Annotated in this window: 10 protein-coding genes; 2 read left to right on the forward strand and 8 right to left on the reverse strand. The window is 69.4% G+C overall.

Features of this window, described 5'->3' with window-relative positions; genetic code table 11:
• Nucleotides 1-80 precede the first annotated feature (80 nt).
• Together RH857_RS01310 and RH857_RS01315 are read right to left on the reverse strand one after the other, a co-directional pair.
• Nucleotides 81-1,736, reverse strand: coding sequence for a lipoprotein intramolecular transacylase Lit (locus tag RH857_RS01310; protein ID WP_310536171.1), 1,656 nt, complete (start codon nt 1,734-1,736; stop codon nt 81-83).
• Between the two features lie 156 nt (nt 1,737-1,892).
• Nucleotides 1,893-2,882 carry a stage II sporulation protein M gene (locus tag RH857_RS01315; protein ID WP_310536172.1) on the reverse strand — a complete coding sequence of 330 codons (990 nt, stop codon included), beginning with the start codon at nt 2,880-2,882 and terminating at the stop codon, nt 1,893-1,895.
• Between the two features lie 19 nt (nt 2,883-2,901).
• Between RH857_RS01315 and RH857_RS01320 the strand changes: the two genes are divergently transcribed.
• Nucleotides 2,902-3,714 (forward strand): RDD family protein, encoded by an 813-nt coding sequence (locus RH857_RS01320; protein ID WP_310536173.1) that lies wholly within the window; start codon nt 2,902-2,904, stop codon nt 3,712-3,714.
• A 123-nt stretch (nt 3,715-3,837) separates the two neighbouring features.
• Here RH857_RS01320 and ahcY read toward each other — a convergent pair whose 3' ends face one another.
• The 6 genes from ahcY to RH857_RS01350 form a co-directional block, all read right to left on the reverse strand.
• On the reverse strand, nt 3,838-5,313 hold the full coding sequence (gene ahcY, locus RH857_RS01325; RefSeq protein WP_310536174.1) for an adenosylhomocysteinase: 1,476 nt from the start codon (nt 5,311-5,313) through the stop codon (nt 3,838-3,840).
• Nucleotides 5,310-5,495 (reverse strand): Trm112 family protein, encoded by a 186-nt coding sequence (locus tag RH857_RS01330; RefSeq protein ID WP_310536175.1) that lies wholly within the window; start codon nt 5,493-5,495, stop codon nt 5,310-5,312. Before RH857_RS01330 ends, ahcY begins: the two co-directional genes overlap by 4 nt.
• 90 nt (nt 5,496-5,585) lie before the next feature.
• A complete protein-coding gene (locus RH857_RS01335; protein ID WP_310536176.1) occupies nt 5,586-6,050 on the reverse strand; it encodes a DUF3499 family protein in 465 nt (154 codons plus the stop codon).
• A 129-nt stretch (nt 6,051-6,179) separates the two neighbouring features.
• Nucleotides 6,180-8,405 carry a DUF5719 family protein gene (locus tag RH857_RS01340; protein WP_310536177.1) on the reverse strand — a complete coding sequence of 742 codons (2,226 nt, stop codon included), beginning with the start codon at nt 8,403-8,405 and terminating at the stop codon, nt 6,180-6,182.
• Complete coding sequence (locus RH857_RS01345) at nt 8,402-12,070, reverse strand: glycosyltransferase family 2 protein (protein ID WP_310536178.1); 3,669 nt, start codon at nt 12,068-12,070, stop codon at nt 8,402-8,404. The genes RH857_RS01340 and RH857_RS01345 overlap by 4 nt, the downstream gene beginning before the upstream one ends.
• Nucleotides 12,016-12,612 carry a WhiB family transcriptional regulator gene (locus tag RH857_RS01350; protein ID WP_310536179.1) on the reverse strand — a complete coding sequence of 199 codons (597 nt, stop codon included), beginning with the start codon at nt 12,610-12,612 and terminating at the stop codon, nt 12,016-12,018. Before RH857_RS01350 ends, RH857_RS01345 begins: the two co-directional genes overlap by 55 nt.
• 232 nt (nt 12,613-12,844) lie before the next feature.
• On the opposite strand from RH857_RS01350, the gene RH857_RS01355 reads away from it, so the two are divergent.
• Entirely contained in the window at nt 12,845-13,678 is an 834-nt protein-coding gene (locus tag RH857_RS01355; protein ID WP_310536180.1) for a TIGR03089 family protein, read from the forward strand.
• The last annotated feature ends 6 nt before the right edge of the window (nt 13,679-13,684 follow it).

Below are 13,684 nucleotides of genomic sequence, written 5' to 3' on the forward strand. Positions count from 1 at the left end.
CTGACTTTCACTCGTCATGGTAAGGGCCCGGCCGGAGCAGTTCAGTTCCGGCCGGGCCCTTACTACTAGGCTGACGCAGCTCAGTGGCTGGCCTGCACCTCCGCGTCCTTGTTCAGCTCGCGAATGAGCTTCTCACGGCGCCGGTCCTGGACTTCCTCCAGGCGGGCCTGGCGGCGTGCCCGGCGGCGCTTAGTGGGCCACGTGGCGATCAGCGTAATGATCGCTGCCAGCAGCACGAGTACCCCGATGGTGATGCCGGCATCCACCCAGAACTGCGCCGGGTAGAGGCGGATCAACGTGGAATCGGAGGCGAACTGCCAGTTGCCCTGCGGGAAGAAGATCTCGTGGAACTGGTTGAAGAACTGGTTCCAGTCCAGGATGGCCAGAACGGCGACGGCGGCAGCCATGCCGATGGTCACCCATGCCCCGGCGAACAGGGCACGTGCCACTCCCCCGGGCCGCCATGCCTTGATCATCCACATCAGGATCAGCGTCAGCAGCAGAAGCACCAGGCCGCCGAGCATGACGTACCACATCACCAGTTTCACGTCGGTCATGTGAGAGACCTCGTCCGTGGTGAACAGCGCCTCACCGCCGGGCGCGAGCTCGGCCAGATAGCGGGAGTTGGCGCCGTTGAAGAGGTAGTCCATCCCGTAGGAGCCGTAGAGGATACGGTCTGCCAGGCTGAACCCGAAGTCATCCTCCGGGAAGCCCGGACGGCGGTAGACACCCATGAGGAACGCGGGAGTTCCCACCAGACGCACCGCGGCGACGATCAGCAGCACCGGGAAGAAGATGGCCACCAGCACCTGCAGGAACCGCGAGATGCCGCGCTTGGACTTCGCGACCTCCTCATCGATGTCTGCATCAGTGATCTCCTCGTTCTCCCGGGGGTAGCCCGCAGGGGCCGCCGGGTAGTTCCCATAGGTGGCGGGCCCCTGCTCCGAGGACGCCGCGCCTCCGGACTTCTTCGCCTCCTTCTCGGCGCGCTTGCGCTCCTTGGCGGCTTTCTTCTCCGCCTTCTTCTGTTCCTTCTTCGACAGCGTCTGGGTGGGCTGTCCATGGACTGGCTGCGCGGCAGCCTGAGCGGAGGTGCCGGAGGCAGCGTCCGACGACGTCGTGCCTGCCCCGGTCACCGCTGCGGTGCCGACGGCGGTTGTCGCGGCGGTGCCGGCAGCGGGAGACACCCCGGAGAAACGCTCCTGGGCGGCGAGTTCCTCCGACAGCGAGCGGGTCCTCTGCTCTCCGGCAGCGGGCACCACCGTGGTCTCCTGCTCGTCAGCCGCACCTCGCGGACCGGGGGGCTGGGAGCCCGAAGCGGCGGGGGTGCCCATCACTGCGGGCCCCGTCCCCTCGTCTGCGCTGGGGGCAGAAGTTTCGCCATCGCTCTGACTGGTGACCGTCTCCCCCGAGCCGGAGCCGCTCGCGGCGGTCTGGGACTCTGCCGGCTGGGAAGCCTCGGGGCTGGGGCTACCGGGCTGGGCGGCATCGGTTGTGCTCGGCGACCCGGTGCCGGATGAGGCAGCGCCGGTCCCCTCAGACTGAGACACCGAAGCGGCGTCAGTGGCGGCGGTGCCGGCGTCGTCACTGGCGGCCTTCTGGCCGCCGGGGGTCAGATCGTGATCCTCAGGGAAGTCAGGTTCATCTGAGGCGAAGGCGCCGTAGTCCAGGCCCGATTCGAAGTCCTTCTCCTCATCGGTGCTCTCGCGGCGCGGCTGGTCAGGATTCTGGCTCATGGTTCACCTCTCGACACATCCACTTAACTTGCTTCCAGCCTATGGCCGGGCGCCGGATTTGAGCCGCAGCAGGGCCGGAGAGTCGGTGGTTTCTACGGACGGTTCCGCCCCTGAGCTGGGAGTCTGCTGGTGGTGGCCTGAACCACTCCTGGTGGCTTAGGCGGTGAGATGGTGGGTGCCGGCGTCGTACCTGTTCAGGTCCCCGGTCAGACCCGCCTGGTGGGCACGGCGGCCCAGAACCAGGGTGTAGGTCCAGAATGCCGCCAGCACCAGGGCGCCGATGGTGATCTTCAGCCAGTAGGGCAGGTTCGAGGGGGTGACAAAGCCCTCCACCAGTCCAGAGATGAACAGCACCACCGTCAGTCCCAGCACCACGGTGATCAGGCGCCGGGCCTCCTGCGCCAAGGACATCACGCGGGGCTTCTGCCCGGGAGCCACCCAGGAGTAGAAGATGCGCAGGCCGGCAGCGGCGGCGACGAACACCGCGGTCAGCTCCATCAGCCCGTGAGGGAGGATGTAGAGCCAGAAGTCGGCCATGCGCCCCTGCTCGGCCATGACCCCTCCGGCGACGCCCACGCCCTGGGCATTGAGCAGCAGGATGGCGATCGGCCAAATGCCTGTGACCCCGAAGGCCACGCAGTGGGCGGCAACCCAGGCGTTGTTGGTCCACACCTGCGCGGCGAAGGACGAGTTGGGGTGCTCCGAGTAATAGTTGACGAAGTCATGCTCGGCGTAGGCAATCCGCGCGGATTCGGGCATAAGCAGGTCAAGCTGCGGGTGGTGGTAGGCCCAGACTCCGGAGGCGACGCCCAGGGCAACGAAGGCCGCACCAATGATGACGGTCAGCCAGCGCAGCCGGTAGAAAGCCACCGGCAGCGTTTGGGTGAAGAACTGCCCCAGCGAGGTGAAGACGTTCTCCCCCGCGCCGGTCAGGTGGGCGCGGGCACGGGCAATGGTGGCAGAGAGCGACGCCGCCACCGGGGAGTCCTGCTCGACCGCTTGGATCATGGACAGATGCGTGGAGGCGCGCTGGTAGAGGTGCAGCAGCTCATCAGCCTCGTCAGCGTTGAGCCGGCGCCTGGCGGCCAGCTGGTGCAGGCGCTGCCACTGGGGCTGGTTCACCGCCGCGAAAGCCTCGATATCCATAGACGCTAGGCTACTCGGTATGCGCACTGTGGTGACCGGCGAAGCCGTAGAACTGGATCTTCCAGCCGTCTCTCCGCTGACCCGCGGCGCCGCCCTCCTGGTGGACCTGGTGGTCTACTGGGGCGCGCTGCTGGTGATCATGATCCTGCTCGGCTTCTTCGGCATCCCCCTGGGCCTGGACGAGGCCATGTCAACCGCGCTGCTGTTCCTCATCTTCTTCCTGTGCCTGATCGTGGCGCCGGTGACCGTGGAGACGCTCTCGCGGGGACGCTCCCTGGGCAAACTGATCTTCGGCATCCGTGTGGTCCGCGAGGATGGCGGAGCCATTCGCTTCCGGCATGCTCTGATCCGCGGACTCGTCTTCATCGGCGAGGTCTACTTCACCCTGGGACTGGGGGCCCTGCTGTTTGCCGTCTTCACCCGCCGCGGACAGCGACTGGGTGACCTGATGGCCGGTACGTTCGGCGTGCGGACGCGGCAGGCCAAGCACGAACCCCTGATGCTTCCTGTCCCCCAGCATCTGCGCTCCTGGGCAGAGATCGCCGACATCGGCCAGATTCCGGATCCCCTGGCCGCCCAGGTGGCCCGGCTGCTGCGGGTCTATGAGACCGGCGGCAAAGCCCGCAACGTGCCCGCACTGCTGGCTACGGCAGACCGGTTGGCCCGTGACGTGGGCCGCTACGCCACCCCTCCCGCACCGCCCTGCCTGCCCGCGGAGTTCTTGGCCGCGGTCATGGCCGCGCGGCGCAACCGCGAGTACCAGCGGCTCAGCGCCCAGCAGCAGCGGCAGTCGCGGCTCACGGCGCGCCTGCACGCCCTGCCGTACAGCTGACGCCGCCCACTGCCGATCGCCCTCGCGACCGCACGCCTCGACGGCGACGGCCCCGCACCGGGGACTGAATAGTCCGGTGCGGGGCCGTCGTCGTGCTGAGGGGTCTTACCCCTCGCGCTCAGCTCAGTAGCGGTAGTGGTCCGGCTTGTAGGGACCGGCCACGTCCACGCCCAGGTAGTCGGCCTGGTCCTTGGTCAGCTCGGAGAGCTCGGCGCCCAGAGCCTGAAGGTGCAGTCGCGCGACCTTCTCATCCAGCACCTTCGGCAGGGTGTAGACGTCCGAGGCATAAGCGTCCTCACCGGTGTAGCCGGACTTCCAGGACTTGGCGAACAGCTCGATCTGGGCGATGGTCTGGTTCGCGAAGGAGGAGCTCATCACAAAGCTGGGGTGCCCGGTGGCGTTGCCCAGGTTCAGCAGACGGCCCTCGGAGAGCACGATGATCGAGTGGCCCGCGGGGAAGACCCACTCGTGGACCTGAGGCTTGATCTCGATCTTCTGGATGCCCTCGGTGGCGGCCAGGCCGGCCATGTCGATCTCGTTGTCGAAGTGGCCCACATTGCCCACGATGGCCTTGTCCCGCATGCGAGACATCTGCTCGGCAGAGATGATGTCCTTGCCGCCGGTGGTGGTGATGAAAATATGGCCCTGCTCGATGACGTCGTCGAGCTTGGCCACCTGGTAGCCATCCATGGCTGCCTGCAGTGCATTGATGGGGTCAATCTCGGTGACGATCACCCGCGCACCCTGGCCGCGCAGCGCCTCCGCCGCGCCCTTGCCGACGTCGCCGTAGCCGCAGACCACGGCGACCTTGCCGCCGATGAGCACATCGGTGGCGCGCATAATGCCGTCGGGCAGGGAGTGGCGGATGCCGTACTTGTTGTCGAACTTGGACTTGGTGACCGAGTCGTTGACGTTGATCGCGGGGAACAGCAGGGCGTCCTGGCGGGCCAGCTGGTAGAGACGGTTCACACCGGTGGTGGTCTCTTCGGTGACGCCGCGCAGGTTCTCCGCCACTCCGGTCCAGCGCTGGGGGTTCTCGCTGAGGGACTTCCGAAGGGTCTCCAGGATGATCCGGTACTCCTCCGGATCATCCTCCTGAGCCGAGGGCACACCGCCGGCCGCCTCGAACTCCACACCCTTGTGCACCAGCAGCGTGGCGTCCCCGCCGTCGTCGAGGATCATGTTGGCGCCCTTGGAGGGATCCTCATCCGCACCGGGCCAGGCGAAGATCTGGGAGGCGGTCCACCAGTACTCCTCCAGGGTCTCGTTCTTCCAGGCGAAGACTGGCACGCCCTGGGGGTTCTCTGGAGTTCCCTGAGGGCCGACGACGACGGCGGCTGCCGCCTCATCCTGGGTCGAGAAGATATTGCAGCTGGCCCAGCGAACCTCTGCGCCCAGGGCGGTCAGGGTCTCGATGAGCACGGCGGTCTGCACCGTCATGTGCAGGGACCCGGCGATGCGGGCACCTGCCAGGGGCTGGGACTCCGCGTACTCCTCGCGCAGGGCCATCAGACCGGGCATCTCGTGCTCGGCCAGGCGGATCTGGTGCCGGCCTGCCTCGTGCAGGGAGATATCGGCGATCTTGTAGTCAAAGCTCATGCGGGGGTTTCCTCGGGAAGAAGGTTGGGGACGCCGTGTTCAATGCGGTAGCGGCGGGACTCATCGGCGGTGGCGATCAGCTCATCGCCTTCGCGCCGCAGCGGGCTGCCGGTGACGGGGCAGCGCAGTATGGTCAGGATCTCATCGGGCAGCAGAGTGCTGCCTTCGGGCGTGCTGGGCATAGGTCCCAGCCTATCGCGGGTGTGTGCTGTGCGGGACAGGAACTGAGGCGTCGGCGTCATTCGGCGTCACGCACCGCGCCGCCGTCGAAGCTACTCGCGGATCAGGCGCAGTTGCCGGCGCGAGATGCCCGGGTCGCCCGCGGGGGGCTCCAGGGGTGTGCGCGGGGCGCGGGGGGTGGACGGCTCCGCCTGCGGGTCGGTCACGATCGGACGGCGGGAACCGGGGGTGCCGGCGTCATGCGGTGCCGCCGCGCCGGAGTCGTCATAGGTGTGGGGCTGGCCGGTGTGGCGCGGGGCGCGCACGGCGTCAGCCAGGGCCAGGAGGTCGTCGTCGCCCTCGGCAGGGGTGGTGCCGCTGTAGTCCAGACGCAGCACCTCCCAGCCGCGGGGTGGGTTCACCCGGTCGGCGTGGTCGCTGCAGAGGTCGTAGGTATGGGGCTCCGAGTAGAGGCTGATGGGCCCGACCACAATGGTGGAGTCCTTATACGCGTAGGTCAGCGTCGCCGCGGCGGGGCGGTCGCAGCTGGTCTTGGTGCATCGTCGCTTGGAGTCCACGGTGAGCCAGCCTACCTAGGGGTCTGGGTTCTGGTGCGGAGGCGAGGCGGCCGTGTCCGTGACGCGAGGACGCGGATCGCCTTCGGCCGAGTCAAGACTTTGCCCCAGAGGGCGACGGGCGGGGACCGCCTAGGGCAGGTGCAGACGCAGGTGCTGAGCGTCCTGCTCAAAGGCCCCGAGCCGCCCCAGCGTGAACCGGCCGAATTCATCCTGGGTGCGGAAGCCCGCGTAGATCTCTGCTGGGCCGGCGTCGGTGATGAGCACGGCAAGGGGTTCTCCGTCTTCCTCCGCACCGGCTCCGGTCACCTCGGACCCGGTGAGCTCAGCAAGCTCTTCGGGATCCAGCACCACACTCGAACCGCTGGGCAGATCCACCTGAGCCTCATCACTGAGCTGCCCCTCGGCGTCCACGAGGCGGAACCTCACCTGAGCAATGGACCCCTCGGTGGGCGGGGTGAACAAGTGCAGCTCCGTCTCACCCAGGCTGGGCAGCACGGCGCCGTAGCCCGGGCCCAGGACGGGGGCGCCGGTGGTGACGCTGAAGTCCAGTGCCGGGGGCACCTCCTGGAGCAGAGCCAGGTCCTCATCGGTGTAGGGCAGCCCGGTGTCGGGATCGATGAGTTCGCCCTCGTAGGTCTCCAGCTGCTCCACCGCGGAAAGGGTCAGCGGCTCGCCCGTGCCGGCGCTGCGCACCGCGGCATAGGAGGGCTGGTCTGTGCGGACCACCACGGTGTAGAGCCCGGAGGGCATGCCCTCCAGGTCGATGACGTCCACCTCTCCCCCGTTGACGGTGAAGACGGCGGGGGTCTCCAGGGCGACTTGGCCGTCTGGGCCGAAGACCTGCAGCTCCACGGTGGTGGTCTCGGTGCCGGGAACGTGCAGCCACAGCTGGGCAGGGCTGCGCTCGGGCTCACCGGACTCACTGTCCGGCATGGGGACCGCGGTGAAGTGGTGGGCCTGTTCGGGCGTGCTGAGTCCGGGCAGGTACTCCACGCCCAGGCCGTTGGTGCCGGAGGCTCGGGCGCTCTGCAGCTGGGCAACCACCGGTGCTCCCGAGGCGGCGACGTCCACGGCCAGCTGCTCGCCGGTCTCCGCGAGGGCCGTGATGTTGACGGTGCGCACCGTCTCGGCAGGCACCAGCAGCGTGGTGGCCCCGGTCGCCCCGCGCTGCCCCTCGGCGTCGTAGGTGGTGATCTCCACGGTGGCGTCCTGCGCATAAGGATTGGACAGCGTCAGCAGGGAGGCGGCTCCGCTGCGGGTCTCTGCGGCGAGGAAGAGTTGGTGGCGCTGGGGTTGGAGGCATTCGGCCGAGGCCAGTCCGGCGATGGGCCCGGCCTCGGCGTGATAGGTCACCTGCCCGGCAGCCGGCGGGATGCCTCCCGGATGCGGGGACTGCAGCAGCACCGCGGGCGAATCCACCTCGGTGGCGCTCTGGGTGAGCAGCTCGCGTTCGGTCAGCGGAGTGCTGGAGGAAGGCGGCTCCTGCGCGTCGGGGGCCTCGGTGAGCTCCTCGGGCTCCCCCAGCCCGTCCTCCGTCAAGTCCATCCGCTGCACGTGCCCGTGTTCGCCCCCGGCATCGCTGAAGAGCAGCGCGGTGTATCCGGTGGAGGCCGTCTCATCGACGTCCCGGTAGTCCAGCAGACCCTCAGAGGTCACGCTCGCCGGCTGACGGGCCGGCGGCGGGCAGACCGTCATGCGAGGCGCCTCGGCCGCGGGCACCTGCACGCCGGGGGCCTCTGCGGTGGCGCGCACGCCGGCTAGCGCACCGGGGCGTTGGAAGTCCACGGCGGCCGAGACCGCACCCGCGCCGATGAGCGCAACAGCGGCGGCAAGGCCCAGTCCCCGGCCGGCGCGCGACCTGCTGCGCCCGGCGGCGGCCTGACGCTTCTGCGCGCGCTGGGGTCGTTTGTCGGCGCCGGCTGGGGCCTCGGGGGCATGGTCTGCGGCCCGCGGTGAGGTCTCGTGTGCGGGTGCGGCAAGATTCACCGCGGTGGTCTCGGGTTCGGTGTCCGTGCCGGCCGCAGCGGGTGGTCCCGCCGGTGCGGTGACTCCGCGGGAGTGCCTGCCCCGGCGTGCCCCCGTGGTCTTCCCGGCGTCGGCAGTCCCGATGTCACCGGTCTTGGCGGTGCCGGTCGTCGTCTTCCCTGCGGCAGCCTGAGTCGTCTCCTGGGTCTTCGCCGGCTTCGTGCCTTTGCGCTCGGCACGTTCGGCGGCCGCCTCAGCCTTCAGCTCCGCCCGGGCGCGGGCCGCCTCTTCCTTGGCGCGCAGCTTGGCGGCGCGCTCCTGCTCTTTGATGGCGCGACGACGCTCGCGGCGCTGCTCGCGAATGTACTTGGAGACCTTCTTGGCGCTCACAGGGGGCGTCCTTCCAGCTCGGCGGTGGACGCCACAGGCAGGATGCGCCAGGAGCGCGGCAGCGGCACCGCGATCAGCGCGACCAGCAGCAGGAAGGCCGCCACGCCGAAGAGGATCGGGTACTGGTAGGTGGAACGGTGCTCTACGGTCAGCTCGCCGCGCAGTCCGTCCTGTGCATCGAGCACCCCGTGCTCGCCGCTGAGGTGGAACATACGGGTCCAGGGCATCTGCTGGTGCCCGGTGCTGGTCTCCGTGGCGGCTCGCAGCGGCGTGCCGTCTAGCTCAGCGTGCCAGCCCCCGGCCCGCTCCGAGGCAAGCTCCAGGAAGTAATCCTGGTCCGGCTCCACGTCGAGGGGATCACCGTTGCTGTCGGTGATCCGGGACAGGTCGGTGCTGATGCGGCGGTCCTCGCTGGGCAGCAGGGCCACGATGTTGCGCTCAGCGTCCACGATCCGTGCCCAGGCGGTGGCAGCGCCGGCAAGTTCGGGGGCGGCGGCGGGCAGCGTATCGGGTGTGGCTGTGCGCCAGAGCAGCCCCCGGTCGGTGGAGCCCACGCTGACCATGCCTCCGGCGGTGTCCATGGCCTCTGCGAGGCTCGCGGAGGCAGGCTCCTCCAGCAGCACGTAGCCGATGCCGAGCTCCGCCATCATCTCCGGGATTCCTTCGGCGCCGGGGGTCAGCAGGGCCGCGGTCAGGTCGGCCAGCCGCTGCTCCGAGAGCGAGAGGTCATCCAGTGTGCGCGCATCCGGATCCCCGGACAGGCCCAGTGTCTGGGAGAGTCCGGCGTGGGAGGCCCACCGTGGCAGGTCCACGGTGTCGATCGCGGTGCGGTCCTTGTCCAGGGTGCGCCCGCGGGCCGAGGCCAGCTCCGCGGTGACCCCGTGGTCCCCGGCGCTGAGGACCAGGGTGCGCAGTTGGGCCGGGCCGGTGCCCTGGTCCGCGGCGGTGGCCGGCAGGCCGCGCACGGAACCACGCTCGATGAGGGTCTGCTGCGGGTTGACGGCGGTCAACGGCTGATCGCTCAGGTCTGCGCTGGGCGTCAGCCGGGGCACGGCCCAGAAGACTGCCGAGGCCGCCAGGGAAAGCACTAGTAGGGTCACCGCCACGGAGCTGACGAGGCCACCCAGCTTCTGCCAGGTGCGGCCGATGGAGTCGATGCCGCTCAGCGCCGCGGCGATCAGCGCCAGGGCTGCGGCAGAGACCAGTGGCCCGTTGTAGGCCGGGACAAGCTGACCGGCGGCAGCGCCCACGGCGAACTCCGTGACCACAGCGGAGATAACCAGGACGACGACGGCCACGAGTCCTGCCACCGCCGGGGTGCGGCGGCCGCGGGTCGCCAGAATGCCCAGCAGTGCCAGCAGCACCAGAGGTCCGCCCACCAGCAGGGCTGCGCGTACGGCCCAGAGATCATCGGCGAAGAGGCTGGGCAGCCAGCTGGCGGCCGATCCGTCAGCGGCGGGCAGTCCGGCGGCGGGGTCAAACGCCACGGAGAAGCCCAGCAGCTGCTGCCACACCGGAGCCGGTGCGCCCGCCTGGGCGGTGCTGACCACCACCCCGGGTTCGGCCAGCAGGGTGGCGATCATGTTTCCGGAATTGTCCAGGGATGAGGCCATCATGGGCGCAAACAGCGCCAGTGAGGGCAGCGGCAACAGCCAGAGAATGCGACCCGGGCGGCCCATGACCACCGAGCCCACCAGGCACAGCAGCACGACCACGGGCAGCAGCACCGGCGCCGAGGCGGTGATGAGCACCAGCAGAAGTGCGGCCGCCGCAGCGTGCTCCCAGCCGGCGGCCAGGCGGATGGAGGCCACCCGGCGCGGTGACTCCGGGTCGGCCTCGACCCGGGTGCGGCGGCGGGCCGCCAGGGCACGGGTCACCGCGACCACGGCCACCGGCAGCAGGATGTGAGCCAGCACGGGCCCCAGGCGTCCCTGGCCGATGCTGGTGTGGAAGGCCGGAAGCAGGGCCCAGAGCAGGCCCGCGAGAACTCGGTGCCATCCCTTGGAGGTCCAGGAGCCGGCAGCCCACCACGCGGTGGCGGCGCTGAGCGGCAGCGAGAGGATCGTGATCCACAGCAGCAGAGCCGAGACGTGGGTGACGGAGAAGACGCTCAGCAGCATCAGCACCAGGTTGAACGGGTCCGCGGCGGCGCGTTCGCCCAGGGTGTCGGGAGCGATGAAGCTGATGGAGTTCGTGAACAGCTCCGCCAGCGAGGGCGAGACGGGTAGTGCCGCGCCCCCGCCCAGTGCCGGGGCGGTGAGGAGATCGCGGAAGCCCAGCAGGCTGACCCCGCCCAGGCCCACGAGCATGAGGAAGAGGCCGAGTCGGTCCTCGGAGCGGCGGGCAGGCATCTGGTCGAACTCGCCGTCGGAGGAGCCTACGGTCAGCAGCGCTTCCTCGTCCCGGTCGCGGCTGGCCTCGGCTCCGGGGCTCAGGCGTTCCAGACCGACCGTCTCGGCGGTCAGGTCCTTCTGCCGCTGCTGGCGAATCCGCTCGCGGGTCAGGATGAGGTCTCGGTGGGCGGCACGGCCTGCGCTGAGGGTTGCTCGTTCATCCTTGATGCGTTTGCTGCGCAGCAGGCGGGCCAGCGCGGCTCCTCGCCCGATCTTCTCGTGCTTGCGCGCCGCGCCCAGCGCCGCGAGGTTCAGCAGGGCCCGCACCGCGGCGGCGAACTGGGCCGCACCGGCGTCGGGGGCTTTGATGGCCGTGAGGGCCAGGAGGCGCAGCAGCGCGAGGAACCACTCGCCCAGCCACAGCACCGGCACGGCGAGCGGCCGGGCCTGGCCCAGGCGGCTGCGGATTTGACCGATGCGCTGCTCGGTGGGCAGGTACAGAGCTCCACCGAAACGGTGGATGGCTTCCCGCCGCGGAGGGTCTTCGCGGAAGATGCAGGATTCGGGAGCGATGACGATCTCCGCGCCGACCTCCCGGGCGCGCCGGCAGAACTGCGCCGCGGCATAGTCACCGCTGAGGCTCGGGTCGAAGCCGCCCAGGTCGCCGAACAGCGGGGCGTGGACGAGCATTCCGTGGGCCGAGACCGCGGGCACCGCGTCGCGGCCGTCGTACTGGCCCTGGTCCAGCTCCTTGGGCTCGGTCAGCGACAGCACCTCGCCCGTGGGTCCGGGGTAGAGGCCCACATTGACCAGGCGTGCGTCGACGTCGTCGGCACCCTCAACGGAATGCAGCTGCTTAGCTCCGACGATCTCGATGGCACCGTGGGTGGCCTCGTCCTTCACGGTGAAGAGCCGGTCCTCCAGCCGCTCCAGGGCGTCCAGGGCGGGCACCGCTCCGGCGGGGAGGATCCACAGCCACTGGTACCGCGGAGTGAAGCCCTCCGGAAGCTGCCGCTCCAGGCTCCGCCACAGGTGCGTAGTGGTCACACCCGAAGGTCCTGAGGTGGCGGTCTGCTTGGCGTGACGCTTATTGCTCAGCAGTCCGGATCGCAGGGACCGAGACAGGTCCTGCGGGCCCGAGTAGCTGGGCGCCGTGAGTTCAATGATGGTGTCTGGGGCCCGAGTCTGAGCCTCAAGGGCGGCGCGGGCCGCAGACGTTAAACCGCCGCCGTCGTGCAGGACGACAGCGGCGATGTGGAGCTCGGCGACGGTACTGATCAGAGCGCTCGCTTCCGAAGCTTGCGGCGTTCCCGCTCCGAGAGACCTCCCCAAATACCAAACTTCTCGTCATTGGCCAGCGCGTAGTCCAGGCATTCCTGCTTGACGTTGCAGGCGGCGCAGACCTTCTTGGCATCGCGGGTGGAGCCGCCCTTCTCAGGGAAGAATGCTTCCGGGTCGGTCTGGGCGCACAGCGCATCCACCTGCCAGGCGAGCTCGCCCTCGACCTGTTCGGCGGGAATGAGGGTGGGGATGCCCAGCCACACGTTGTCCTGCTCTTGGCCGGGCGTGGGCTGGGACTCGGTGCGTCGCGAGGGCGCCTCGGTGAGCGCCGTGACCTCGGCGGCGCCCTGGACGGGTGCCTCAGCGCCGGCCTCGGCGTTCTTCTCGGCGGCCTCGTGGGCGGCCAGGAATGCAGTGGCCTGGTCCTCCAGAGAGAGACCGTGCTCAAGCCGGTCGGCGGCGGCCGGGTCAGCCGGATCCACGAACCAGTCGGTGGGGACGTCGAGTCCGCTCCGTCTGGTCGGTGCCTCCTGCTCTGGGCTCTGCTGGTTGAGCTTGAGGTTCCCCTCGCTCAGCCGCTGTGCCTTCCCCATGGATTGGGCCTCCCCCGAATCGGTTCTCGTATTGACGCGTCACGCTGCGTTCTTTGGTGGGTTAGTGGGATGATGGCGGCTGTGGCCGTGAGGCTTCAGGCCGCCGTGCTGCCTCTAATTACACTGGCGTAAGTAACCATTCGTCAAGTGGTGCTGACCCTTCGACGACGGCCCGGGCGTGTCGTCGTCGACCCTGAATTTTCCCTGTATTCGCCCCGATTGGAGACTGCTGATGAGCCCTCTGTCCCTGGGATCCGGTGCCGCCAGTGTGCCCACTGAATTCGGCCAGCTGCTCGAGGTGCTGGGCTCCCGCCCGCAGCCGGCACTGGTCTGGTACGACGGGCGCCCCGCGCCCTCCGGAGCGCCCTCGGGTGAGCGCGTGGAGCTCTCCGGCAGGGTTCTGCAGAACTGGGCGGTGAAGCTCATCGGGCTGTTCGAGGCCGAGCAGGACCTGCAGCCCGGGGACGAGGTCCTGGTGGACATGACCCCGCACTGGAAGGCCGCCGCGGTGCTGCTGGCGGTCGGGGCAATGGGCGCCCGGGTACGCGTGGAACCCCAGGCCAGCGCCGAGGTCGCACGGCGGGATGAGCTCGGCGGCCACGCCTCCGGCGCAGGAGACGCCCACGGGGGCCAGAAGCCTCTCGTGGACGAGGACGGTGCGCCCGTGCTGCCTCAGTCGGGGTCGGCCGTCCTGGTGGTCACCGACCGCCCCGAGGCCTGGCTGGACTCCGAGGCCCTGGCGGACGCGGAGCTGGCGGCCGTCTCCCCCGGGATGCTCGATGCCTCCTTCGAGGAGGCTACGGGACATGCGCTGCCGGCGTGGGTGCTGGATGTCTCCGCGGAGGTCCGTCAGCACCCCGATCAGCTCACGGTACGGCTGCCCGAGGTGCTGCTGCCGGAGCTGTCCGTGGAGCCAGCCAACCCGCTGGTGATCTCCGGCTGGGGGCAGGACACCGCTGAGGCCATGGTGGGCGCCTGGGCGCGCGGAGGCGTCGTCGTGCTCTTTGCCGGTGAACCCCGCGGCGAGGTGTGGGAGCAGATGCTGCGCAACGAGGGCCTCGCCTAGCGCGTC

The sequence above is a fragment of the Nesterenkonia flava genome, assembly GCF_031432335.1.
Taxonomy (GTDB): domain Bacteria; phylum Actinomycetota; class Actinomycetes; order Actinomycetales; family Micrococcaceae; genus Nesterenkonia; species Nesterenkonia flava.